This window comes from Dietzia maris (assembly GCF_014144855.1).
Classification (GTDB): Bacteria; Actinomycetota; Actinomycetes; order Mycobacteriales; family Mycobacteriaceae; genus Dietzia; species Dietzia kunjamensis.
In genome coordinates, this window is the sequence record NZ_JAALDN010000154.1 from 1 (window position 1) to 21,217 (window position 21,217).

Annotated in this window: 23 protein-coding genes and 1 pseudogene; 12 read left to right on the top strand and 12 right to left on the bottom strand. The window is 69.7% G+C overall.

The genetic code is table 11. The features are described from left to right. Positions 1-235 (top strand): annotated as a pseudogene (locus tag G6024_RS05605) (ATP-dependent helicase); the annotation flags it as partial. 216 nt (positions 236-451) lie between these two features. Here the strand turns inward: G6024_RS05605 and G6024_RS05610 are convergent. Together G6024_RS05610 and ppgK are read right to left on the bottom strand one after the other, a co-directional pair. Beyond that, positions 452-1,828, bottom strand: coding sequence for an RNA polymerase sigma factor (locus G6024_RS05610; RefSeq protein WP_132063284.1), 1,377 nt, complete (start codon positions 1,826-1,828; stop codon positions 452-454). A gap of 178 nt (positions 1,829-2,006) precedes the next feature. After that, a complete protein-coding gene (ppgK, locus tag G6024_RS05615; protein WP_159148254.1) occupies positions 2,007-2,852 on the bottom strand; it encodes a polyphosphate--glucose phosphotransferase in 846 nt (281 codons plus the stop codon). Between the two features lie 211 nt (positions 2,853-3,063). On the opposite strand from ppgK, the gene G6024_RS05620 reads away from it, so the two are divergent. Then, positions 3,064-3,939 (top strand): inositol monophosphatase family protein, encoded by an 876-nt coding sequence (locus G6024_RS05620; protein WP_159148267.1) that lies wholly within the window; start codon positions 3,064-3,066, stop codon positions 3,937-3,939. Here G6024_RS05620 and cei read toward each other — a convergent pair. Then, a complete protein-coding gene (cei, locus tag G6024_RS05625) occupies positions 3,929-4,567 on the bottom strand; it encodes an envelope integrity protein Cei (protein ID WP_159148255.1) in 639 nt (212 codons plus the stop codon). The genes G6024_RS05620 and cei overlap by 11 nt on opposite strands. A gap of 203 nt (positions 4,568-4,770) precedes the next feature. Between cei and G6024_RS05630 the strand changes: the two genes are divergently transcribed. Next, a complete protein-coding gene (locus G6024_RS05630) occupies positions 4,771-5,073 on the top strand; it encodes a DUF4193 domain-containing protein (protein ID WP_067715850.1) in 303 nt (100 codons plus the stop codon). Between the two features lie 28 nt (positions 5,074-5,101). Here G6024_RS05630 and G6024_RS05635 read toward each other — a convergent pair whose 3' ends face one another. Next, positions 5,102-5,608 carry a DUF3093 domain-containing protein gene (locus G6024_RS05635; protein ID WP_120283141.1) on the bottom strand — a complete coding sequence of 169 codons (507 nt, stop codon included), beginning with the start codon at positions 5,606-5,608 and terminating at the stop codon, positions 5,102-5,104. A 53-nt stretch (positions 5,609-5,661) separates the two neighbouring features. Here G6024_RS05635 and dut point away from each other — a divergent pair, with 53 nt between their 5' ends. From dut to G6024_RS05655, 4 genes are all read left to right on the top strand, one after another. Continuing rightward, a complete protein-coding gene (gene dut, locus G6024_RS05640) occupies positions 5,662-6,141 on the top strand; it encodes a dUTP diphosphatase (RefSeq protein ID WP_120283143.1) in 480 nt (159 codons plus the stop codon). A gap of 80 nt (positions 6,142-6,221) precedes the next feature. Next, positions 6,222-7,121, top strand: coding sequence for a DUF3710 domain-containing protein (locus G6024_RS05645; RefSeq protein WP_132063286.1), 900 nt, complete (start codon positions 6,222-6,224; stop codon positions 7,119-7,121). Positions 7,122-7,290: 169 nt separating this feature from the next. Continuing rightward, a complete protein-coding gene (locus G6024_RS05650) occupies positions 7,291-7,560 on the top strand; it encodes a single stranded DNA-binding domain-containing protein (RefSeq protein ID WP_227022268.1) in 270 nt (89 codons plus the stop codon). Positions 7,561-7,639: 79 nt separating this feature from the next. Next, on the top strand, positions 7,640-8,275 hold the full coding sequence (locus G6024_RS05655; RefSeq protein ID WP_069388906.1) for a DUF3159 domain-containing protein: 636 nt from the start codon (positions 7,640-7,642) through the stop codon (positions 8,273-8,275). Between the two features lie 94 nt (positions 8,276-8,369). On the opposite strand, the gene G6024_RS05660 is transcribed toward G6024_RS05655, so the two are convergent. The 3 genes from G6024_RS05660 to G6024_RS05670 form a co-directional block, all read right to left on the bottom strand. Beyond that, positions 8,370-9,329 (bottom strand): DUF2189 domain-containing protein, encoded by a 960-nt coding sequence (locus G6024_RS05660; RefSeq protein ID WP_069388895.1) that lies wholly within the window; start codon positions 9,327-9,329, stop codon positions 8,370-8,372. 178 nt (positions 9,330-9,507) lie between these two features. Continuing rightward, positions 9,508-10,032: an alkylhydroperoxidase, AhpD family gene (ahpD, locus tag G6024_RS05665; RefSeq protein WP_067717410.1), complete on the bottom strand. Its 525-nt coding sequence runs from the start codon at positions 10,030-10,032 to the stop codon at positions 9,508-9,510. Beyond that, positions 10,029-10,625, bottom strand: a complete 597-nt coding sequence (locus G6024_RS05670) for a peroxiredoxin (RefSeq protein ID WP_067717408.1) — start codon at positions 10,623-10,625, stop codon at positions 10,029-10,031. The genes ahpD and G6024_RS05670 overlap by 4 nt, the downstream gene beginning before the upstream one ends. A gap of 152 nt (positions 10,626-10,777) precedes the next feature. Between G6024_RS05670 and G6024_RS05675 the strand changes: the two genes are divergently transcribed. Continuing rightward, a complete protein-coding gene (locus tag G6024_RS05675; RefSeq protein WP_067717406.1) occupies positions 10,778-11,713 on the top strand; it encodes a hydrogen peroxide-inducible genes activator in 936 nt (311 codons plus the stop codon). Positions 11,714-11,733: 20 nt separating this feature from the next. Here G6024_RS05675 and G6024_RS05680 read toward each other — a convergent pair whose 3' ends face one another. From G6024_RS05680 to gndA, 3 genes are read right to left on the bottom strand one after another with little or no spacing between them, the layout of a single operon-like run. Then, complete coding sequence (locus tag G6024_RS05680) at positions 11,734-12,681, bottom strand: hypothetical protein (protein ID WP_067717404.1); 948 nt, start codon at positions 12,679-12,681, stop codon at positions 11,734-11,736. Beyond that, positions 12,678-13,964: a DEAD/DEAH box helicase gene (locus G6024_RS05685; protein WP_235027775.1), complete on the bottom strand. Its 1,287-nt coding sequence runs from the start codon at positions 13,962-13,964 to the stop codon at positions 12,678-12,680. The genes G6024_RS05680 and G6024_RS05685 overlap by 4 nt, the downstream gene beginning before the upstream one ends. 41 nt (positions 13,965-14,005) lie before the next feature. Next, complete coding sequence (gndA, locus tag G6024_RS05690; protein WP_067717399.1) at positions 14,006-15,478, bottom strand: NADP-dependent phosphogluconate dehydrogenase; 1,473 nt, start codon at positions 15,476-15,478, stop codon at positions 14,006-14,008. Between the two features lie 297 nt (positions 15,479-15,775). On the opposite strand from gndA, the gene G6024_RS05695 reads away from it, so the two are divergent. Both G6024_RS05695 and G6024_RS05700 read left to right on the top strand, forming a co-directional pair. Continuing rightward, complete coding sequence (locus G6024_RS05695) at positions 15,776-16,540, top strand: hypothetical protein (protein WP_119191655.1); 765 nt, start codon at positions 15,776-15,778, stop codon at positions 16,538-16,540. Between the two features lie 107 nt (positions 16,541-16,647). After that, entirely contained in the window at positions 16,648-17,064 is a 417-nt protein-coding gene (locus G6024_RS05700; protein ID WP_096905514.1) for a PaaI family thioesterase, read from the top strand. A gap of 99 nt (positions 17,065-17,163) precedes the next feature. On the opposite strand, the gene G6024_RS05705 is transcribed toward G6024_RS05700, so the two are convergent. Next, entirely contained in the window at positions 17,164-18,603 is a 1,440-nt protein-coding gene (locus G6024_RS05705; RefSeq protein ID WP_096905513.1) for an NAD(P)/FAD-dependent oxidoreductase, read from the bottom strand. 226 nt (positions 18,604-18,829) lie between these two features. Here G6024_RS05705 and G6024_RS17040 point away from each other — a divergent pair, with 226 nt between their 5' ends. Both G6024_RS17040 and G6024_RS05715 read left to right on the top strand, forming a co-directional pair. Then, positions 18,830-20,170 carry a class I SAM-dependent methyltransferase gene (locus G6024_RS17040; protein ID WP_069388888.1) on the top strand — a complete coding sequence of 447 codons (1,341 nt, stop codon included), beginning with the start codon at positions 18,830-18,832 and terminating at the stop codon, positions 20,168-20,170. 10 nt (positions 20,171-20,180) lie between these two features. Beyond that, positions 20,181-20,660, top strand: coding sequence for a nitroreductase family deazaflavin-dependent oxidoreductase (locus G6024_RS05715; RefSeq protein ID WP_069388887.1), 480 nt, complete (start codon positions 20,181-20,183; stop codon positions 20,658-20,660). A 62-nt stretch (positions 20,661-20,722) separates the two neighbouring features. Here G6024_RS05715 and G6024_RS05720 read toward each other — a convergent pair whose 3' ends face one another. Beyond that, positions 20,723-21,205, bottom strand: a complete 483-nt coding sequence (locus G6024_RS05720; RefSeq protein ID WP_159148256.1) for a MaoC family dehydratase — start codon at positions 21,203-21,205, stop codon at positions 20,723-20,725. Positions 21,206-21,217: the final 12 nt, after the last annotated feature.

The following is a 21,217-nucleotide window of genomic DNA, read 5'->3' on the forward strand; positions in this document are numbered from 1 at the left end:
CGCCGCCGGACCCGGCGCGCACGCCGGCGCGGCCGCGGAGCGGGTCGCCTCCGCCGCCGAGCTCAAGGACCTGCGGCGTCAGCTCAACACCCTCGTGTCGGTGTACTCGGGTCGCCTGGGCAAGTCGCACGGGGCGATCCACACGCAGCTCCGCAATGCGTGCGGCGGCCCGCCCGTGCCGATGGCCTCCGCCGAGCAGATCCGCGAGAGGATCACCCTCCTGCGGAGCTGGTGACCGGCGGCGTGGGGTAGGCCCCGAGCGCAGGATACGCAAGATAACGCCCCGGCCGCACTGGCCGGGGCGTTCTTGTCGGACGGGAGCTCAGGTGCCGTTCGTCGTCTCTCCCAGGCTGATGCCGGAGATCGTATGCCCCCGTCCCTCCCGGGTGTCCCGGACACGCCGCGGCCCCGTCGGGCGAGCACAACGGGGCCGGAGAATGCGTAAAAGGGCTCAGTCCAGGTAGTCGCGCAGCACCTGGGACCGCGACGGGTGGCGCAGCTTCGACATCGTCTTGGACTCGATCTGCCGGATCCGCTCGCGCGTGACCCCGTAGACCTGCCCGATCTCGTCGAGGGTGCGCGGCAGCCCGTCGGTGAGGCCGAAGCGCAGCCGCACCACGCCCGCTTCACGCTCGGACAGCGTGTCGAGGACGGAACGGAGCTGGTCCTGCAGGAGTGTGAAGCTCACGGCGTCCACGGCCACCACGGCCTCGGAGTCCTCGATGAAGTCACCAAGCTGCGAGTCGCCCTCGTCGCCGATGGTCTGGTCGAGCGAGATCGGCTCCCGGGCGTACTGCTGGATCTCCAGCACCTTCTCCGGCGTGATGTCCATCTCCTTGGCGAGCTCCTCGGGGGTGGGCTCGCGGCCCAGGTCCTGGAGCAGCTCACGCTGGATACGCCCGAGCTTGTTGATGACCTCGACCATGTGCACCGGGATACGGATGGTGCGGGCCTGGTCGGCCATCGCGCGGGTAATGGCCTGCCGGATCCACCAGGTGGCGTAGGTCGAGAACTTGTAGCCCTTGGTGTAGTCGAACTTCTCGACCGCGCGGATCAGACCGAGGTTGCCCTCCTGGATGAGGTCCAGGAACGCCATGCCGCGGCCGGTGTAGCGCTTGGCCAGCGAGACGACGAGTCGCAGGTTGGCCTCGAGCAGGTGGTTCTTGGCGCGGACGCCGTCGCGCTCGATCCATCGGTAATCACGCTTCTGCGCGGTGGTGAGCTTCTCCCCGCGCTCGGCGACCTGCGCCTGGAACCAGGTGGCGTACAGGCCGGCCTCGATGCGCTTGGCCAGCTCGACCTCCTCCTCGGCGTTGAGGAGGGCGACCTTGCCGATCTGCTTGAGGTACGCGCGTACGGAGTCGGCGGAGGCGGTCAGCTCGGCGTCCTTGCGCGCCTGGCGCAGGGCCTCCGACTCGTCCTCGTCCCAGACGAAATCGCCCGACGCCTTGTCCTTGGCGGTGGGCTCTTCCTTGGTCTCCTCGTCCGCTTCGACGTCCTCGACGTCGACCTCGACGTCCTCCAGCTCGGAGGTGTCCGGCTCGGCCTCGGGAGCATCGGTCGGCTCTTCGTCGACCTGGTCGCCGTCGACGCCCTCGGGCTTCGTCGGGGCGGCGGTCTTCTTGGCCGCCGTCTTCTTGGCCGCGGTCTTCTTGGCGGCAGCCTTCTTCGCCGGGGCCTTCTTGGCGGCGGTCTTCTTGGCCGCCGTCTTCTTCGCGGGCGCCTTGCGCGCGGCGGTCTTCTTGGCGGGGGCCTCGCCAGCGACCTCGCTGTCCAACGGATCGCCGCTCGCCGCGGAATCCGAACTGGTGGTCTTCGTGGCTGCCACAAACGCCCCTTCACAACCGGTTACTTGATGGGAATCGGGGATCGATGCCGCCTTCTGCAGACACTCGAGCCGTCCGCCTTGCGGTACCGGGCCCGTCCCCGGCCGGTACGTGTTCCCGGCGTGGGCCATTGTAACGAGATTCTGGTCGGGGGGTCGCATCCGGCGGGGTTGGTCCGCGTCAGTCCTCGTCGTCTGGTAGTGCCCCGCCGAGGTCGGGAACGCCCGAATGGCCGGCCGCGTACAGCGCTGCGCCGATGATCCCGGCGTCGCCGCGCCGGACCGCGGCCCGCACCGGGGTCCGGCTCTCGAGGAGAGGGAACCACTCGTCGGCGACCTCGCTGACCCCGCCGCCCAGGACGAAGGCGCGGGGCCACAGGAGGTCCTCGATCGAGCGCAGCACGTTGGACACGTGGGGGGCCCATTCGGCGAAGCTCAGGCCGTCGCGGGACCGGACCGCGGCGGAGGCCAGGTGCTCGGCCTCGTCGAATCCGCGTCCGGCGATGTCCTCGACGATCACGTGACCGAACTCGGAGTTCGGCAGCAGTCTCCCGTCGAGCAGAAGGGCGGAGCCGATGCCCGTACCGAAGGTCAGGAGGATCACCAGCCCGTCGATTCCCTCGCCGGCGCCGTAGTGCACCTCGGTGAGGCCGGCGGCGTCGGCATCGTTGAGCATGAGCACGGTGCGGCCGGGGAGATGCCGGTCGAACAGCTCCGCCACGTCGCACCCGATCCACGATTTGTCGATGTTGTGGGCGATCCGCGCCACCCCCTCGTGGATGACGCTGGGCAGGGCGACCCCGACCGGGCCCGTCCATTCGAACTCCTCGGTCATCTCGCGGATGGTCTGCGCGATCGCGTCGGGCGTGGCGGGCTGGGGGGTGCCCCGCACGACTCTGTCCCCGATGAGTTCGCCGCGTGCGAGGTCGACGAGCCCCACTTTGATCCCGGTGCCGCCCACATCGACGCCGAGGCCTGAGGGAGTGCCCGGTGGGAGGTCGGTCGCTGCGGGGGTGGGGACGGACATGTCGGGCTCCTGGGTGGCGGGACGTACACGGGCGCGGCGTGGGTCGTCGGGCGCCCGCGTCGTCGGGGCACGATGGGCGTGGGGCGCCCGCCAGGGTATCCGTCGGTCGCGCCGCCGGGCGGGATCATCGCCGGAGGGGCACCGGGTGACGACAGTGGGTGAGGACCATGTGGGATACGACCATGTGGGATACGACGACGAGGAGACGCACATGACGGGGCGGGGGACAGACGCGGCGGTCGGCCGACCGGGCCCGGAGTTCATCGACGACTTGCTGGCCCTCGCGCTGCGGTTCGCCTCTTCCGGCGGTGACGTGGCGCGGCGAATGCTGGCCGAGTTCGACACGTCTGGTCTGGACTCGCGCTCCAAGACCTCGGCCACGGATCCGGTGACCGTCATCGACACCTCGGTGGAGCAGCATCTGCGCGGGGAGATCGAGTCCAGCCGTCCGGGTGACCGGGTGCTGGGCGAGGAGGGCGGCGAGGAGTCCGGTTCGGCCGACGCCCCGGGTGGCCGGGGAAGCGTGCGCTGGATCGTCGACCCGGTCGACGGGACCGTCAACCTGCTCTATGGCATCCCGTTCACGGCGGTCTCGGTGGCCGCGGAGGTGGACGGCGTCGTGGTGGCGGGGGCGGTGCACAACATCGTCACCCGTGAGACGTGGTCGGCAGGCCTCGGCCGCGGGGCGACCCTGCGGGAGGCCGACGGCACGTCGAGGGCGCTGCGGACCTCGGCGTGCGTGGACCTGTCCCTGTCACTGGTCGGTACCGGCTTCTCCTACGACGCCGGGATCCGGGCCGAGCAGGGTCGGGTGGTCGCGGGCCTGCTGCCGCGCGTACGGGACATCCGGAGGTGTGGGTCGGCGGCACTGGATCTGTGCATGGTCGCCGGTGGCCGGCTGGATGCCTACTACGAGCGCGGGTTGAAGCCGTGGGACTACGCTGCCGGGGCCCTCGTCGCGGGCGAAGCCGGTGCGATGGTAACCGTGTCGGACGACCCCGCGGTGCCGACGACCGCTGCATCGCCCGGCGTGGCGGAGGACTTCCTCGGTGCGCTCGACCACCTGTCGGCCGGGGTCAACAGCTGACCATGCGGGCCGCGTCGAGTTCGGCGGAGATGGGCTGACGCCCGACCTCGAGTTCGTCGAGTGCCCCCACCGCCTCCGTCGAGTCGGACAACCGCGAGAAGATCGTGCCCAGTGCGAGGTCGACCGTGTTGTCCTCACGGCCGTCCCTCACCAGTTGCATGCACGGCGCCGCGAGCGAGAGTGACCGCGCGGCCGCCTGCCCCGCGTCGCCGTAGCGGATCTGTCCGTGGCACTCGAGGGCCGGCCCGTAGATCGGGTCGTTGCCGATGGCGTTCGAGCCGGCGGGCTGGAATCCGCGTTCGGCGAGTTGAGCGGCCACGGCTCCGGCCTGGCCGCTCTGCCCGTTCGCGTTCAGCACGCGGACGCGGGTCTCGTCCAGTAGTGCCGGCTCGACCCCGTCGAGGGCGTCCGCGGGCTGGTCACGGAGGCCCGCGTCCTCGGCCGCGGGGGGTACCGGACACGCCGCGGCCTGTGTGGCGGCGTCATTTCCCCGCAGTGCGGTGGCCCAGACGAGTGCTCCCAGCACCAGCGCCACCACCACGAACAGGACGTAGGCGGAACGCAGACGGTGTATCCCCCGGGTGGGGGTCGGACTCGGTGTCGCCTGGGTGCTGAGGTGGACGACCATGAGGTCCTTTCCTGCAGGTGGACGGAGTGAGAGCCCCTCCGGGCCCTGACCCATCACTGTAAACGCCCGGCGTCTGTCGGCCCGGTCGCCGCACTGGCGGATGCCGCGGATGAAAATGGCGGGTAATTCCGTTACTATGCGTGCGCTGGTCAGTCCGTGACCGGCCCGCGCGCCCCCCACTCAGACCCGCAGAAATGAGACTCATGGCAACCGACTACGACGCCCCCCGCCGGACCGAGGCAGACGAGCTCACCGGTGATTCGCTGGAGGAGCTGAAGGCCCGGCGTGCAGAGGGAGCGACCGGCGAGGTCGACGTGGACGAGACGGACACCGCCGAGTCCTACGAACTGCCCGGCGCCGACCTGTCCGGTGAAGAGCTCACGGTGCGGGTCGTGCCGGAGCAGGACAACGAGTTCACCTGTGGCGAGTGCTTCCTGGTCCATCACCGCAGCCGTTTCGCGGAGGAGCGGGACGGCATGCCGATCTGTGTGGACTGCGCAGGCTGAACCGTCACCGCGCGGCGGGCGTGACCGATCAGCTGTAGTGGTTGTCCGGTAACGCCGCCGCGAGCCCTTCGGGGTCACGCGTGCTGATGAGCCAGTACGGTGTGGGATCCATCGGGTCGTCGAGGACCACGATGACCATCGTGGGAATGTACCCCCGGTGGACGACGAACGCCTCGGGGTCGAGTTGGCGCCCCATCGCGGCCTGCTTGGCGGTGGCGGGCACCACGGCGCTGCGGGCGATGGCGTCGAACGGCAGGCGGGCCTGCCCCGCGTAGAGGGTGCCCCCTCCCTGTCCATCGGACTCGACCTCGATCTTCACGCGTCCGACCGAGATGAACAGCCAGGCGAGCAGCGCGGGGACGACGACCGCCAGTAGCCACAGCCACCACCTGGCGTCGAGCACGATCGCCTGGGCGACCACCACGAAGGTGACCACGGCGAGTACGGCCCACCACCATGCCGGGACCCGGAGGGTTTCGGAGTGGACCGGACGCGGAGTGCGATCGGGGGGCGGGCGGAGATCTTCTTCGGTCACGACATCAAGACTATCGAGCAACCGGGCCGGGCCCGGCAGGAGGGCGAGAGGCCATGAGCGATCCGGACGACGAGAACGGCACCGGCGGGGTGCTACGGGTACGCCGTCTGGACCGTGGGCTTCCCCTTCCGGTCCGGGCACACGCCACGGATGCGGGAATCGATCTGCACGCCGCGCACGACTGTGAGCTGGCGCCGGGGCACCGGGCCCTGGTGGGCACGGGGGTGGCGGTGGCGGTCCCCGCGGGCTACGTGGGCCTGGTCCATCCGCGGTCCGGCCTCGCGGCACGGGCGGGTCTGTCGATCGTCAACGCCCCGGGGACGGTCGACGCCGGCTACCGGGGGGAGATCAAGGTCAACCTCGTCAACCTGGACCCCACGGAGCCGGTCCGTATCGGACGTGGTGACCGCATCGCCCAGTTCCTGGTCCAGCGCGTCGAACTGTGGGATGTGGTGGAGGTCGACGAGCTCGGCGAGACCGACCGGGGTGAGGGCGGCCACGGGTCGACGGGCGGGCACCACCGCCTGACCTGACCGGCGTCCACCTCGTTGGGTAGCGTCGACCCGAGACGGTCCCGTTCGGGGCCGGGTCGCACGGGGAGAGGATTTCCACCATGTTCGGACGAAAGAAGCCGGTGACCGGGGCCCGCGACGCCACCACGGCCACCGAGCAGGAGTCGCAGCCCCCTTCCACGACGGGGCCTCATGACCGCTCGTCCGTCGGTGACGTGCCCGGGTACTACACCTCGCTCGGCTACGGCCACATCGATCTCGGTTCGCTGGTCATCGGAGTTCCCAAGGGACGTGACCTGAACGTCGCACTGGACCCCAACGGTCAGCCCGAGTTCCATGTGGTCACCCAGGTCTCGCGGGTCATCCCACGCGCGTTCGCCGCGCCCAAGTCCGCGGGTCAGTGGCGGACGATGGTGACGGGAATGCGCGAGCAGCTCGAGCAACAGGGCGCGGACGTCTCCGTCGAGGACGGGCCGTGGGGGCGTGAACTGGTGGCGGTGATGCCGGGAGCCGTTTTCCGCGCGATCGGGGTCGACGGCCACCGTTGGACCGCCGAGGTGCGGATCATGGCCACCCCCGAGCTGGCGGACCAGGCTGCGGAGGAGGGCCGCGAGGTCTTCCAGCACCTGCTCATCCATCGCGGGGACGGCCCCATGCCGGTTCGTGAGCAGCTACCGCTCACCATTCCGGACGAGATCCAACAAGCACTGACGCAGGCGCAGTCCCAGCTGGCCGCGCAGCAGCAGGCACAGGCGTACCAGCAGCAGATGGCGGCAGGCCAGACCGGCCAGCCCGGCAGTGCCGGCCAGACGCGCCAGCCAGGCCCTGCCGGCCAGACTCAGGCCCAGTCGCCGGCATCGCAGGAGGCTCGGGCATCCCGGAACCCCCAGGCGCAGCCTGCCGCTCCCGCGGCGTCGCCCGCGCCGGACAGTGCCCCCAGGGCGCCGCGGAGAGACGGTAGCGCGATGGACAGGCTCCGTGACGGGGACGACGACCTGTGAGGTTTCCCGACCAGCGAGCGGGGGGGTGACCGTGCCGTTCCCCCGAACGCTCCGGGCATTGACCGCCCGGCTCACCGATCCGGTGGAAATGCTCGACGCGGCTGACCTCGCCGGCCGGGTGCACCGTACCGGATGCTCGCATGTCGCGACTGTGTCGCGTGGGGATCACGTGACCCTGACGGGGCGTGTCCGCACCGTCCTGACATGTGGGGGAGAGGACTTCCTCGGTCTCACCGCCGAGGTCTTCGACGGCACGGGCGCGGTCGAGGTGTGTTGGCTCGGGCGACGCACCGTTCCGGGCATCGACACCGGCCGGTGCCTCCGTGTCACCGGACGGGTCGGCGTCCGGCACGGACACAAGATCATGTTCAACCCGCGTTATGAGCTACTGGACGAGCAGCCCCGCACCGCCGTGGAGGAGTCGCGTGACCGAGTCTGAACGGGCGACCCCGCAGAAGACCGGTGCGACGCGCCGGAAATCGTCCTTCGGGGACCCCGACGCGTCCCTGATCGATCAGATGGGCGGGATCCGGGGGCTGGTGTACTCGTCGATCCCGATTCTCACGTTCGTCCCCCTCAACGGGATCTGGGGGCTGACCGCCGCGATCTGGGGTGCGCTGGGCGTCGCCGTGGCGATGTTGGCGTGGTCGCTGGGGCGTCGCGAGAACCCGCAGCCCGCGATCTCGGGTTTCATCGGTGTCGCCATCTGCGTCTTCATCGCCTGGCGGACCGGCGACGCCAAGGGTTATTTCCTCTACGGGATCATCACCCAGGCCGTGTACGGCGCGGCGTTCGCGATCTCCGCGCTCGTCCGCTGGCCTCTGGTCGGAGTGATCTGGGGATTCCTCGACGGCAGGGGGATGGCCTGGCGCCGGATTCCGGCGGCCCGGCGGTGGTATACGGTCGCGACGTCGTTCTGGGCCGGACTGTTCGCCATCCGAGCCGTCCTGCAATACGCGCTGTACCTCAATGACGAGGTCACCTGGCTCGGTGCCGCGCGCATCGGCATGGGATGGCCGTTGGCACTCGTGGCCTTCCTGGGAACCGTCTGGGCGGTCCGACGGGCCTCGACGCACGAGAAGGAGATGCTGCACGAGGCTGACGCTGACGCCGGGGCCCCGGCGTCACCCGAGGACGAGACCGGCGGCGCCTGACGCTCCGCTCCGCGGGACGGGACAGCCCCGGCGACCGGATGGTCGTCGGGGCTGTCCGGTTGCTTCGCGAGCGATGGACGACGTCGGCGGGGGGTCAGACCGCCGCGGTCGCGGCGCGGGAGAAGTCGCTCGGCCCGGTGATCGCCCGGTAGGCGTAGACCGAGGCGAGTGTGGTGACCGGAATCGCCACGAACAGGCCGACGAGCAGTGCCAGCGCGCCCACCACGAGGATGAGGACGTTGAGGAGGGCGAGTGCGAAGAGGTTGCCGGCGTCCGACTTGATCGCGTTGAAGCTCGAGACGATCGCGTCGGTGGCGGTCATGTTGCGGTCGACGACGAAGTACTGCGTCCAGTACAGGAAGAACGCCACGACGAACGCGCCGATGATGAAGCCGATGAGCCCGACGAACGTCGCGATCCCGACGAGGATCGCCGCGACGACGAACCAGCCGAAGTTGTGCAGTTTGAAGAAGTCGCCGATAGCGGGCCTGTGTCCGTCCACCTCGAGCAGGGCGCCGCGCAGGATGAACGCCTGGAACAGCAGTCCGACGACGAAGGAGATGATCTGGGCCGAGAACACCACCGCGAGAGACTCGGAGTTCGCGAGCTGCCCCGCGATACTGCCGACCACCACGCTCGCCAGGGTGATGAGAACCCAGGGCAGCGGGTTGTTCTTGAACAGCTGCCAGCCGGCACTGACCGCGTCGGTCGCGGACACCTTGCCCGTCATGACCGGGCCGCCGCCCGGACCGCTCTGCCCGTACGCACCGCCGTAGGCGGGATCGCCGAAGTACTGGTGGCCATAATTCTGCTGCCCGTAACCCTGCTGTCCGTATCCCTGGCCGGGGTAGGGCTCGTGACCTTGACCCTGACCGGGGTAGGGCTCCTGACCGTAACCCTGCCCCGGGTAGGGTTCCTGACCCTGCGTCGGGCCGTAATTCTGGTTCCCGTGGCCCTGTTCCCCGTAACCCCGGCCCCAGTTCGGCTCGCCCGGGCCGGAGTTGGACGGATCGTTCGGGAAGCCGTCCCCTGACGGGGTACCTCCGGTAGTCATGACGTCTCCAGATCGCTAGGTGCGCCGCGAAGGATTTCCCCGGCTCTACATACGAACCTAGTGCCGGGGAGTGTTTTGCGGGAGGGGCAACTCGCCGCGCGCCCGCAACCGGAAGAGACGACAGGGCCCCGCTGACGCGCGGTCAGCGGGGCCCGTGTTCACCGGGGGAGGGTGAGGATCAGATGTTTGCGTCGATCTCGACGGCCTGTGCGACGCCGGCGACGGTGCCGGCGATCTTCACCGCCTCCCAGGCCTGCTCCTTGGTGATGCCCTCCTTGCGGATGACGGCATCGTGAGCGGCAGTACAGTTCTCGCAGCCGTTGATCGTGGAGACGGCCATCGACCACAGCTCGAAGTCGGCCTTCTCCACGCCCGGGTTGGCGATGATGTTCATCCGCAGGCCCATGCGGACCTGGGTGTAGTCATCGCCCAGGAACTCCTTGGCGCGGTAGGCCACGTTGTTCATCCCCATGATCGAGGCGGCGCCGAGGGCGGCGTTGAACGCCTCGTCCGACAGGTGCTGGCGGGCCTCGTCCGCGATCTCTGACAGGACGGTCGCCGACTTGGTCGCAGCGGCGGTGGCGAGGAACGTCCCCCAGAGCTGCTGCTGGTTCAGCTCGGTGGATCGCGCGAGCGAACCCAGGTTCAGCTTGAGATCCTTGGCGAACTCGGGGAGTCCGGACTTCAGGTTCTCAATGCTCACTTGATGCCCTCCTGCAGCATGTCCATCTTGTTGATGTTCTTCGTCGGGTCGTTCTTCTGCCAGTTGCAGGCGCAGACCTCGGACGACTGGAGGGCGTCGAGGACGCGGAGAACCTCGTCCACGTTGCGGCCGACAGCGTCCGGGGTGACCGAGACGAACTGGATGACGTTGTCCGGGTCGACGATGAAGGTGGCACGATCTGCGACACCGTCGGCGTTCTCCACGCCGAGAGCGCGGATGAGCTCGTGCTTGATGTCCGACAGCAGCGGGAACGGCACGGTCTTGAGCTCGTCGTTGGTCGCACGCCAGTTGAAGTGCGCGAACTCGTTGTCGATGGAGCCGCCGAGGATCTGCGTGTCGCGGTCCTGGAAGTCCTCGTCGAGCTTGCCGAACGCGGCGATCTCCGTGGGGCAGACGAAGGTGAAGTCCTTCGGGTAGAAGAAGATCACGCGCCACTTGCCCTCGTAGGACTGGTTGGTGACGGTCTCGAAGTAGTCCTCCGGCTGCTGGGCATTGACCGCCTGCAGGTCACCGCCCTTGAGTGCGGTGAGTTCGAAGTCGGGGAACTGGTCGCCGATGGTGAGAATAGCCATGTGATCCTCCTGAGGATGTGCCTGTGTCGGACGGACGAACCCGACTATGCCCCACTTCCTATGAGAGGTAAAGTCGATGAGAGGTAGATCACTCATAGGGTTGTGCAAATAATCATCGACTTCTGGTTATCGCCGGGCATAGACTCATCGACATGGCCGATCATCGGTTCGTTCCGAGTCTCATGCAGCTCCGGGTGTTCCTCGCGGTGGCGGAGCGGCTGCACTTTCGTAGCGCCGCGGAGGACCTCGGCATGAGCCAGCCCTCGCTGTCCCAGGCCCTGGCGACGCTGGAGGACGGGCTCGGTCTCCACCTGGTCGAGCGCAGCACCCGCTCCGTCCTCGTCACCCCCGCGGGTCACCGGCTCCTGCCGTACGCCCGGGCCGCGGTGACCGCGATGGACGCGGTGGCGGACGCGGCGGCGGGAAGCGACGGGCCGTTGTTCGGCTCGCTGCGCATCGGGGTCATCCCGACGGTGGCTCCCTATCTCTTGCCCGGGCTGCTGCCCGCACTGGGGGAGCGGTTCCCGGACCTGCGACCGAGGGTCGTCGAGGATCAGACGGCCAGGCTCCTGGACGGACTCCGGAGCGGCGTGATCGACCTGGCGATCATGGCCGTCCCCACGGACGCTGTGGGGGTGGCCGCCACGCCGCTGTACAGCGAGCCCTTCGCGCTCCTCGTGCCCGCGGATCACGAACTCGCGGGCAGAGAGGGGTTGCCCTTGGAGATCCTCGTCGACCAACCGCTGTTGATGCTCGACGAGGGGCACTGTCTGCGCGAACAGACGGTGGAACTGTGCCGCCGGGTGTCCGCCCCCGTGTTGGGCAGAGGGGAGTCCCGAGCCGCATCGCTGACCACCGCGGTTCGGTGTGTGGCGGGTGGTCTGGGCGTGACGCTCGTCCCCGAGTCCGCGGTCGGTCCCGAGACCCGGGATCCGGGGATCGCGGTCGCGAGGTTCGCTGATCCCGTCCCGGGCCGCACGATCGGATTGGTACTGCGCAGCGCCACCGCGGGAGCGGAAGCCTACGGCGAGTTCGGCAGAGTCGTCGCCGAGGTGGCCGTAGACCAGTTCGACGCGGCCCCGGTGTGACGAGTCCTCAGCTCACGTCCTCAGGTCACTAGATCGCCCACGGGGGACGCCAGGTCCTCCAGTGTGTCGACGGCGGCGAGGAATCTCGACCTGAGGCGCTGTGTGCGCTCCGTCCACTTCTTCTGGAACGCGACGAACTCGGCCCGACCCTCGCTGGTCTCCACCCGGATCGGTCGGAGCCCCCAGGAGGACAGATCGTAGGGGGAGGACCGCATGTCCACCTCCCGCGCGTCGAATGCCGCCGCGAGGGAGTCCAAGAGTAGTTCCCCCGGTGCTCCCGCCTCCACCGTCGCGGTGTGGGCGTAGATGTCCATTCCGGCGTGGAGACAGGCAGGCTGCTCCAGTCGGAGTTGGTCGTCCCGGGTCAGCGAATCCTGGTTTCGGGGGACGGCGGCATCGGTGAAGAAGCGGAAAGCGTCGAAGTGCGTGCACCGCAGGCGGGAACCTCGGACGACCTCGTCGATCCGCTCGTGTGGGAGCCGCAGGGGTACCCGGCCGTGCCGGACGTCCCCCTGTCCGGTCTCGTACAGCATCGCCCATTCGTGCAGACCGAAGCATCCGGTGGCGCCCCGGCGGGACGCGGTGGACGCGATCACGTCACGTGCCCGTGTGATCCTGCCGCCGGCGCGTCGCCACACCGAGGGTGCGTCGACCACGAGCCCCTCCCGGCCGGCCACACTCTCCCGGCGGTAGTGGCGCCAGTCCTGACGTTCGGTCAGGTGGGCGCTCTCCAGTAGGACACCCGGGCCCGGGTGCCACCGTCGGACGGTGGCGACGCTGGTGCGGTAGTAGGTGAAGAGGAAGTCGACGACCGGGTGTTGCTCGCCCCTGCGACGACGCTCCAGGTGGTCGGTGGTGAGACGGTCGACCCTGTCGTGGTGTCGCTGTTCGCGAAGGCGCCAGAGTTCTTCGGGAACGACGACCGGGGCACCGTCCCGATGACGGTCCCGTCGACGCGCGGAGGTCACGAGCGCTTCTTCCGTTTGGGGCGGTGAACCCGGGACTGCGTCGGACGTCGGGGTTGCGAGGGGCGGCGGGACCGCTCCGGCGGTGCGGGTGCCCTGCGGGCACGTGGCAGGACGATCTCCGGGCCGAACAGCGCGTCGATGACCCGCTCCGTGTCGGACCGGGAGGTGTCGACGATCTCGACCGTCATACCGGCCGAACGTGCCTGGTCGGCGACCTTGGCGACCTCGAAGGGACGGAGAACCGCGGCGACGACGCCGGCCCGGGCGTCGCCTCGACCGGTTCTCCCGGAGCGGTGGACGAGGTCGTCCATCGAGTGCGGTGGGCCCACGTGCACCACGTGTCCGATGCTGTCGATGTCGAGGCCCCGCCCCGCCAGGTCGGTGCTCACCAGGACCCTCACCGCGCCCGATGCCAGATCGGCGAACGCGGCCGCCCGGCGGGTGGGGGAGGCGGACCCCGCGACCCCGGCAGCGGTGACGCCGGTGTCGGCGATTGCCGAACGCAGGGGCTCCACGGCGTCCCGTCTGGGGACGAAGAACAGGCCACGGGTGCACCGTGCCGCCAGGCGGACCACCAGACGGTCCGGGTCCGGGGTCGAGAGCACCACCAGTCGACGAGGTGCCCCGGCCGCCTCGGAGTCGCCGCGGGTGGGGGCCGACGACGGGAGCGGTGAGTGCTCCACGCGGTGCACCCGGAGTCCCGGGCGTGTGCGTTCCAGAATCGACTCGATGTCGTCGTCGGCCGTGGCGGTGGTCGCCACGAGGCCCGCGCCGACGCAGTCGGCGAGAAGGGCCTCTGTCTGCTCGGCGAAGGACGGACCCAGCAGTTGATCGGCTTCGTCGAGCACCACCAGGTCCACACCGTCCAGGGACAGGGCCGAGGCGCGCACCAGGTCGGCGAGACGCCCGGGGGTCCCGACGGCCACGTCGACCGGAGCTATGAGCGCGCGCCGGTCCCGTTTGAGGGGTTGTCCCCCGACGAACGAGGCGATCTTCAGCCCGGCGCCCGCGCCCACCGCGGCGAGGACCTCGGCGTTCTGCTCGGCCAGTTCGCGAGTGGGGGCGACGACCAGGGCGCGGGGCCGGCCGGTCAGGCTCGGCGACCCGGCGAGGCGGTGGGCCACCGCGATGGCGAACACCAACGTCTTGCCCGATCCGGTGGGGGCGACGGCCAGGAGGTTCGCGCCCCCGACGGCATCCGCGAGGGCGGCGGCCTGGATCGGGGTGGGCGTCCCCGGAACCAGACCCGACACGGCGTGCCGGATCGGGACCGCGACTCCCAACTCCTCGAGCAGGCGGCCCAGTTCCCCGGGCCGCGGGCCGGTCAGGCCCGCACCTCTGAACGGTCGCCGCTCCAGAGGGTGTGGTAGCTCCCCTCTCGATCGGTGCGCTGGTAGGTGTGCGCGCCGAAGAAGTCACGCTGGCCCTGGATGAGCGCGGCCGGCAGGCGTTCGGTCCGGAGGCCGTCGTAGTAGGCCAGGGCGGCGGAGAACCCGGGTGCGGGGATCCCTGCGGTCACCGCGGTCGTCACGACCCGGCGCCAACTGTCCACGCAGTCGGACAGGGCCTCGGCGAAGTACGGCGCGGCGAGGAGTGAGGGGAGATCGCCGTTCTCGGCGTACGCCTCGCGGATGCGGTCGAGGAACGTGGCGCGGATGATGCAACCCCCGCGCCAGATGGTGGCGAGGTCACCGCGCGCCACTTCCCAGCCGTGCTCGGCGTTGGCAGCGGTGATCTGATCGAACCCCTGGGCGTAGGCGATGACCTTGGACGCGTAGAGCGCCTTGCGCACGTCCTCCACGAAATCGGGGCCGATCCCGGCGGGAGTGGATACGGAGCCCGCGGGCAGGGCCCGACCGGCTTCGCGCTGCGGAACCGAGCTCGAGAGGGCTCGCGCGAACACCGCCTCGGCGATACCGGTGACGGGGACGCCCAGGTCGAGAGCGGACTTGACGGTCCAGCGACCGGTGCCCTTCTGCCCGGCCCGATCCACGATCACGTCCACCAGGGCGGCGCCGGTCTCGGCGTCCACCTGGGCGAGGACCTCGGCGGTGATCTCGATGAGGTAGGAGTCGAGTTCGCCTGTGTTCCATTCGCGGAATGTATCGGCCATGGCGGCCGGCTCGATCCCGGCCACGCCCCGGAGGAGATGGTAGGCCTCGCCGATGAGCTGCATGTCCGAGTATTCGATGCCGTTGTGGACCATCTTGACGAAGTGACCCGAGCCGTCCTCGCCGACATGGGTACAGCAGGCGATCCCGTCGACCTTCGCCGAGATGTCCTCGAGCATCGGCCCGACGACCTCATAGCTGGAGGCCGGGCCGCCCGGCATGATGGACGGTCCCTCCAGGGCCCCTTCCTCGCCGCCGGAGATCCCGGCACCGATGAACCGGATTCCGCGCGCGGCCATGGCCTTCTCGCGCCGGATGGTGTCCGTGTACAGGGAGTTGCCACCATCGATGATGATGTCGCCCTCGTCGAAGGCATCGGCGAGCGCGTCGATCACTGCATCGGTCGGTGCGCCGGCCTGGACCATGACCAGTGCCCGACGGGGGGAACGCAGCGCTGCCGCGAACTCCTCGATCGTCTCGGTGCGGACGAAGTCCCCGTCATCGCCGTGCGCGCCGAGCAGTGCGTCGGTCTTCCCCGCGGAGCGGTTGTGGACGGCGACCGTGTACCCGTGCCGGGCGAAGTTGCGGGCGATGTTCGAGCCCATGACGGCGAGACCGGTCACACCGATATCGGCGGTTCCGGCAGTGTCGGAGGTGGGCGTCGCGCCTTCGCGTTCAGTACTCATGGTGTTCAGAGTAGTCGACGCCCTCCGGCCGGTCGGACCTGCGGTGATGGGTACCGACACTCACCGCGTGGCTGAACACCACCTGTGTTCTTGCTGACAGATCAGACGTGCACTGAGTGCACCGTTTGGCCGAACCGGGCGAAATCCCTTGGTTACGGACGGGTGTCTGTTGTAACACTTAATACCGGCCGGATGACCTGGGCCACTGCGGATCGGGGGGTCGGATCGCGGTGCCGGGACGTACTTCGTAGGGACGGACCGGCCGTGTAGAGGAACCGACTAGGGGGAAGACCAGACATGACCGGCTCAACGCTGCCCACGCAGTTGATGGGGACACGCACCGTGTTCGACGACACGGTCGAGGCGCTCGGCGGCTTTCGCGCGGGCTATCCCAAGTTCTACTCGATCGCTGATCTGGGCACGCAGTCGCGACGTCGGTGGGTGCCGCTTGAGCAGGCGGTCGACAGCGGGCGGGTGGAACTCATGTTCCGCAACCACTTCGCGGAGTCCGGCGATATCCGTTTCTCGACCTATCTCGTGGCGGAGGCATTCACCCACGGCGTCCTCGGCAGGGCCGTGGCCAGTTTCGTCACCATCGGCAGGGTGTGGGACACCGGCGCCGAGAACATGGCCGTGCGAACCGACATCGAGGGCGGCCTGGACTGGGCGGGCGTCCGCGACACCACCCTGAGGGTGCTGCCCGACGACCCCGTCGCGGGTTCGCCCGGCACCGTGATCCTGCCCTGCGAGCAGGCATTGGCGCAGTGGCTCGCCTGCCGGTCGCGCGCGACACTGACGACGGTGTTCGAGGGGCTGTCGGCGGTGAGCAACTGCAGTGTGGAGACGCTGTGGTCGATGGCGGGCGAGTGCGTCCTCGGCGCCGCGACGATCGTCCCCACGTTCGCGGAGACCAGTCAGGAGACCGGCTACCGTCGCGGGCAGATGGTCCTGCAGGCTCTCCACGACTCGGGCCTGGCGGTCCGGCGACGGAGCCGGCTCCCACGCACCCCCGGTGCCGGGCCGATCCCCGTGCGGGACCGCGGTTGGCGATCGGTCCGCTGAGCGTCGTAGGCGCGCTGCGCGTCGAGGGAGTCGCGACGGGCGCCCGTCCCCGCGGGTAACGTTCCGTCCCGGACGCCCGGGCACGCCGGGCCGGGGAAAGAGGTCGGATGTCCGAGGCGGCTCGTAGCGAATTCATCGACATGATCCGTTCCCATTCCGGGACCGGGTTCGGCGGCGGGATCGGGATGGAATACACCGAGGTGACGCCCGACAAGGTGGTCGTCACGGTGACGGTGGGGCCGCATCTCCACCAGCCCTACGGGATCGTCCATGGCGGTGTGTACTGCGCGATCGCGGAGGAGGTCGCGAGTATCGCCGGCGCGGTGTGGCTCGGTGGCGAGGGCAAGGTGGTCGGTGTCAACAACTCCACCGACTTCCTGCGCGCCGTCACGGAGGGCACCCTCACGGCGACGGGCACGCCCGTCCACCGCGGCCGCTCACAGCAACTCTGGCGGGTCGAGATCGAGGACGACCGGGGGCGCACCGCAGCGGTCGGGCAGGTACGGCTCGCGAATCTCCAGTAAGCGGGCAGGGAAGCGTCTGAGACCGGGAGAACTCCCTGGCAGAGAGAAAGACGCGCCCGGCGGGTGGATCCCGCCGGGCGCGTCGCCGTCTCGCCCCGGTCAGTCGGTCGTGGCCGAGGCGGACGCCGACTGCTGCGCCTCGACGCGGGACCGCTCGGCCGACTGGAATGCGGCCGCCTCGTCCGCAGCCACCCGCTCGATGGCCTGGCGCGCGTAGACCCACTGCTTGGTGGAGGTCAGCTGCGACCGGTGGTCGCCGCCCATGTGCATGCCCCACGAGAACATGGTGGTGATCCGGTTCTTGAAGCCGATCAGGTAGGCGAGGTGGACCACCAGCCACATGACCCAGGCGATGAAGCCCGAGATCTCGATCGGTCCCATCTTCACGACTGCGCTGTAGCGCGACACCGTGGCCATGGACCCCTTGTCGAAGTACTTGAACGGCTTCCGCTCGGCTGGGGTCCGGCCCTTCTCCACCTCGGCCATGATCTGCTTGGCCGCATATTTGCCGCCCTGGATGGCGACCTGCGCGACACCGGGCAATCCGTCGAGGCTCATCATGTCGCCCACGACGAAGATCTCCGGGTGACCGGGCAGTGAGAGGTCCTTGTTGACCAGCACGCGCCCGGCACGGTCGATCTCCGCATCCGTCTGGTCGGCGAGTTGCTTGCCGAGCGGGCTGGCCTTGACGCCCGCGGACCAGATCTTGCACGAGGCGTCGATCCGGCGGACCGAATCGTCCGGGTCCTTGACCTCGATGCCCTGGTAGTCGACGTTGGTGACCATGGCGTTGAGCTGGATCTCGACGCCCATCTTCTCCAGCCGAGCGCGGGCCGCGTTGCCGAGGTTGTTTCCGAACGGGGGCAACACGGCCGGGGCGGCGTCGAGGAGGATCACGCGTGCGGAGGCCGGATCAATGCGGCGGAAGCTGTCCTTCAGGGTGTGCTGGGCGAGCTCGGCGACCTGACCCGCCATCTCGACCCCGGTCGGGCCGGCCCCGACGATGATGAAGGTCAGCAGCCGGCGGCGCTCCTCCTCGTCGTCGATGACCTCGGCCTGCTCGAAGCAGCCGAGGATGCGGCTGCGCAACTCGAGCGCATCGTCGACGGTCTTCATCCCCGGCGCCCACCGCTCGAAGTGGTCGTTCCCGAAGTAGGACTGGTTGGCCCCCGCGGCGACGACCAGGCTGTCGTACTCGAGATCGAAGTCGATGTGTCCTGCCGAGGCGTGGATCCTCTTCCCGGCCACGTCGATCGTGTCGACATCACCCAGGACCACGGTGGCGTTCTTCTGATCCCTCAGGATGAGTCGCGTCGGCGGGGCGATCTCGCCCACGGAGAGGATGCCGGTGGCCACCTGGTACAGCAGGGGCTGGAACAGGTGGTGGCCGGTCCTGGCCACCAGGGTCACGTCGACGTCCGCTTTGGCGAGCTGCTGCGCGGCGAACAGACCGCCGAAGCCGGAGCCGACGATGACGACGCGGTGCCGGCGGCCGGCCGGTGCGGTGGCTGTGACCTGGTCGGTTGCGGGCTCGGTCATGGCGTCTCCTGATGAGGCTGGTGGGTTGAGGGGCTCGGTGGCCTCGTCGGTCTGGGGCCCGCGCGGGATGACGCCGGGCACGGGTCCCCAGGATAGTGCTCCGCCTGACCCCGTGCACAGGTAGCCGCACCGCACGCGGGTGGGTGGCCCCCCGCCGCGCCTGACCGGGCGGACGCGCAGGCGACGGTACCGTCCACTTGACGAGAGCCCCGGAGGGAGGGACAGGGTGGTCAGAGTCGAACCGCAGACCGTCGACCTCGAACGCTGGCCCGCGCTCGCGCCACCGTCCGGACCGGGGGGACAGCCCTCGGCGCTCGTCGCCCAGGCGCTCCGGCGGTCGGCGCGCGAGCTCGGGGTGCGGATCGACTACCCCGATTCGTCGGCGGCCGGAGAGTACGACGCCCCGGTGCGCGTGGTACTGCGCGAACCCGATCACTTCTGGGCCCGGCTGGCGGACGCTGGCGTGGTGGGGCTCGGCGAGTCGTTCATGGCGGGCGACTGGGCCACTCCGGACCTGTGTGCCGCCATCGCGGTGCTGGCCCCGTGGATCGCCTCGAACGCCGACTGCGCGCACCCTGGTGAACGCGCGTACGGCCGGGAGGGTCGCGGCCCCGCCGGTGGCGGTCGTCGGCGTGGCGGGCCGGTCGCCGTGGAACTGGAGGATTCGGTCCCCGGCGCGCTGACCTCGCTGTACACGGACGAGACGATGTCGACCGCGGGTGCAGTGTTCGCTTCCGGAGCGCGCACCCGTGCCCGGTTGGACGACGGGACCGAGGTGGTACGCCTCGAAGCGCCGGCGGCTCCGCCGCACCGCACCGACCTCGGCGACGCCCAACGCCGGGCCGCGGACACCCTGTTGACGCTGGCCGGGATCGGGGAGGGGACCCGTGCCCTGGTCGCCACACCGGGGTGGGGCGAACTGCCCATGAGGGCTGCCGAGCGCGGGGCGCACGTCCGAACCATGACATCGTCGACGGAGAGACTGGCGACGCTCGGGTCGAGGTTCACCGCGGCAGGTCTCGACGAGGAGATCTCGCTGTTCCTCGGAGCGCCGTCGGAAGTCGCGGGCGCGGTCGACTCCGTCGTCGCGGTGGACCCCGGCATCACCGCCGGATCCGCCGGGCACGCCGAGGTCCTCGCCGTGGCCGCCCGGCTTCTCGGCCCGGGGGGCCGTCTCGCCCTCCAGACGACGGTCTCACCGGGTCGGCCCACCCCGGCGGTCGTGGAGCTGGCCGCGTGGGAGTCCCGTTACGTGTCCGAGGCGGGGCCCCCGGTGGGGTGGTCGGAACTCGTCGAGATGGTCGACCGGGCGCCCTGTCTGACGCTCCGGGGGCGGGTGGAGATCACCGCTCATCATGCGGAGACCGTGCGCCTGTGGTCGGAGACGTTCGCGCAGCGCGGACGCGATGCCGCCGCGCTGGGGTTCGACGCCGTCTACCGACGGATGTGGTCGTTCCACCTGGCGGCCTTGGAGACCGGGCTCCGCAGTGGATGGGTCGAGTCGGTTCAGCTGCTCGCGACGGCCGGTGAGGCGGTCCGGCGGCGCGCGGACGGGCGCACGACATAGGGTTTGCCCCATGGGCAACATCCTCACCCCGATCGCCGTGTGGTTCGGCCGACAGGACGCCACCCGGGAGAACTCTCACCTTGTCGTGACGGTGGACCGGTGGCTCGACCGGGTCACCCGCGGGCGGGTGCCGCTTCTCCGGGTCGCGGGGCTGCCCACTCTGACCCTGCACGTCCCTGGTCGCAAGAGCGGCGCACCACGCAGCACGCCGCTGTTGTGCGCGTCGTGGGGGAACGGGCTGGTCGTCGTCGGGTCGAACTGGGGTGGGCAGAAGACCCCGGCCTGGGTCCATAATCTCCGGGCCGCCGCCGAGGGCGAGGTCGAGATCTCGGTCTACGGCGCGAGGCTGGTCGTGGACGTCCGTGAATTGACCGGTGACCAGCGGGACTCGGCATGGTCGGCGGCGGCCCGTGTCTGGCCGAACTACGAGATCTACGCTCGGCGCACCAGCCGCGAACTACCCGTCTTCCACCTCACCCCCCGTCTGTAGCCGCGGGGGCGGCCCCGGGTGGGGCCGGGGTCTGTAGTCACGTCCGCGCCGGGCGGCCCGGGTCATCCGCGACGGGCGACCATGTTCATCGCGGTGGCGGTGAGGATCGGATCCCCGTCCTGGTTGACCAGCGTGACATCGGTGGTGAGCACGCCGCGGTCCGGCTTGGTCCTGGACGGTCGGACCTCGGTGGTCTCGCAGAGCAGGGTCAGACGGTCGCCCGGCCGCAGCGGGCGCACCCACCTCAGTTCGTCGATGCCGGGGGAGGCCAGGCTCGCCACGCTGGTCAGGTAGTTGTCCGCGAACAGGCGCATCATCAGTGCGGCGGTCTGCCACCCGCTGGCGACGAGTCCGCCGAACGGGCCGGCGGCGGCCGCCTCGGGATCGGTGTGGATGCTCTGCGGGTCGTACCGACGCGCGAACTCCATGATCTCGTCGGCGTCGACCGACTCCTCACCGAACCGGTACCTCGCGCCCTCGGTGTAGTCCTCGAGGTACCTGTCGTCGATCGGGGCGGTGAACTCGTCGTACGTCTCGTCCTGCATCGTCTCTCCCAC

Bases quoted from the DNA above. Each gene is read 5' to 3' on its own strand.
- cei (WP_159148255.1), bottom strand. From the start codon at position 4,567: ATGGTCGTCCACCTCAGCACCCAGGCGACACCGAGTCCGACCCCCACC.
- ppgK (WP_159148254.1), bottom strand. From the start codon at position 2,852: ATGTCCGTCCCCACCCCCGCAGCGACCGACCTCCCACCGGGCACTCCC.
- dut (WP_120283143.1), top strand. From the start codon at position 5,662: ATGAGCGATCCGGACGACGAGAACGGCACCGGCGGGGTGCTACGGGTA.
- G6024_RS05700 (WP_096905514.1), top strand. From the start codon at position 16,648: ATGTCCGAGGCGGCTCGTAGCGAATTCATCGACATGATCCGTTCCCAT.
- G6024_RS05720 (WP_159148256.1), bottom strand. From the start codon at position 21,205: ATGCAGGACGAGACGTACGACGAGTTCACCGCCCCGATCGACGACAGG.
- G6024_RS05645 (WP_132063286.1), top strand. From the start codon at position 6,222: ATGTTCGGACGAAAGAAGCCGGTGACCGGGGCCCGCGACGCCACCACG.
- G6024_RS05695 (WP_119191655.1), top strand. From the start codon at position 15,776: ATGACCGGCTCAACGCTGCCCACGCAGTTGATGGGGACACGCACCGTG.
- G6024_RS05620 (WP_159148267.1), top strand. From the start codon at position 3,064: ATGACGGGGCGGGGGACAGACGCGGCGGTCGGCCGACCGGGCCCGGAG.
- G6024_RS05705 (WP_096905513.1), bottom strand. From the start codon at position 18,603: ATGACCGAGCCCGCAACCGACCAGGTCACAGCCACCGCACCGGCCGGC.
- gndA (WP_067717399.1), bottom strand. From the start codon at position 15,478: ATGAGTACTGAACGCGAAGGCGCGACGCCCACCTCCGACACTGCCGGA.
- G6024_RS05660 (WP_069388895.1), bottom strand. From the start codon at position 9,329: ATGACTACCGGAGGTACCCCGTCAGGGGACGGCTTCCCGAACGATCCG.
- G6024_RS05655 (WP_069388906.1), top strand. From the start codon at position 7,640: ATGGGCGGGATCCGGGGGCTGGTGTACTCGTCGATCCCGATTCTCACG.
- G6024_RS05675 (WP_067717406.1), top strand. From the start codon at position 10,778: ATGGCCGATCATCGGTTCGTTCCGAGTCTCATGCAGCTCCGGGTGTTC.
- G6024_RS05715 (WP_069388887.1), top strand. From the start codon at position 20,181: ATGGGCAACATCCTCACCCCGATCGCCGTGTGGTTCGGCCGACAGGAC.
- G6024_RS05630 (WP_067715850.1), top strand. From the start codon at position 4,771: ATGGCAACCGACTACGACGCCCCCCGCCGGACCGAGGCAGACGAGCTC.
- G6024_RS05670 (WP_067717408.1), bottom strand. From the start codon at position 10,625: ATGGCTATTCTCACCATCGGCGACCAGTTCCCCGACTTCGAACTCACC.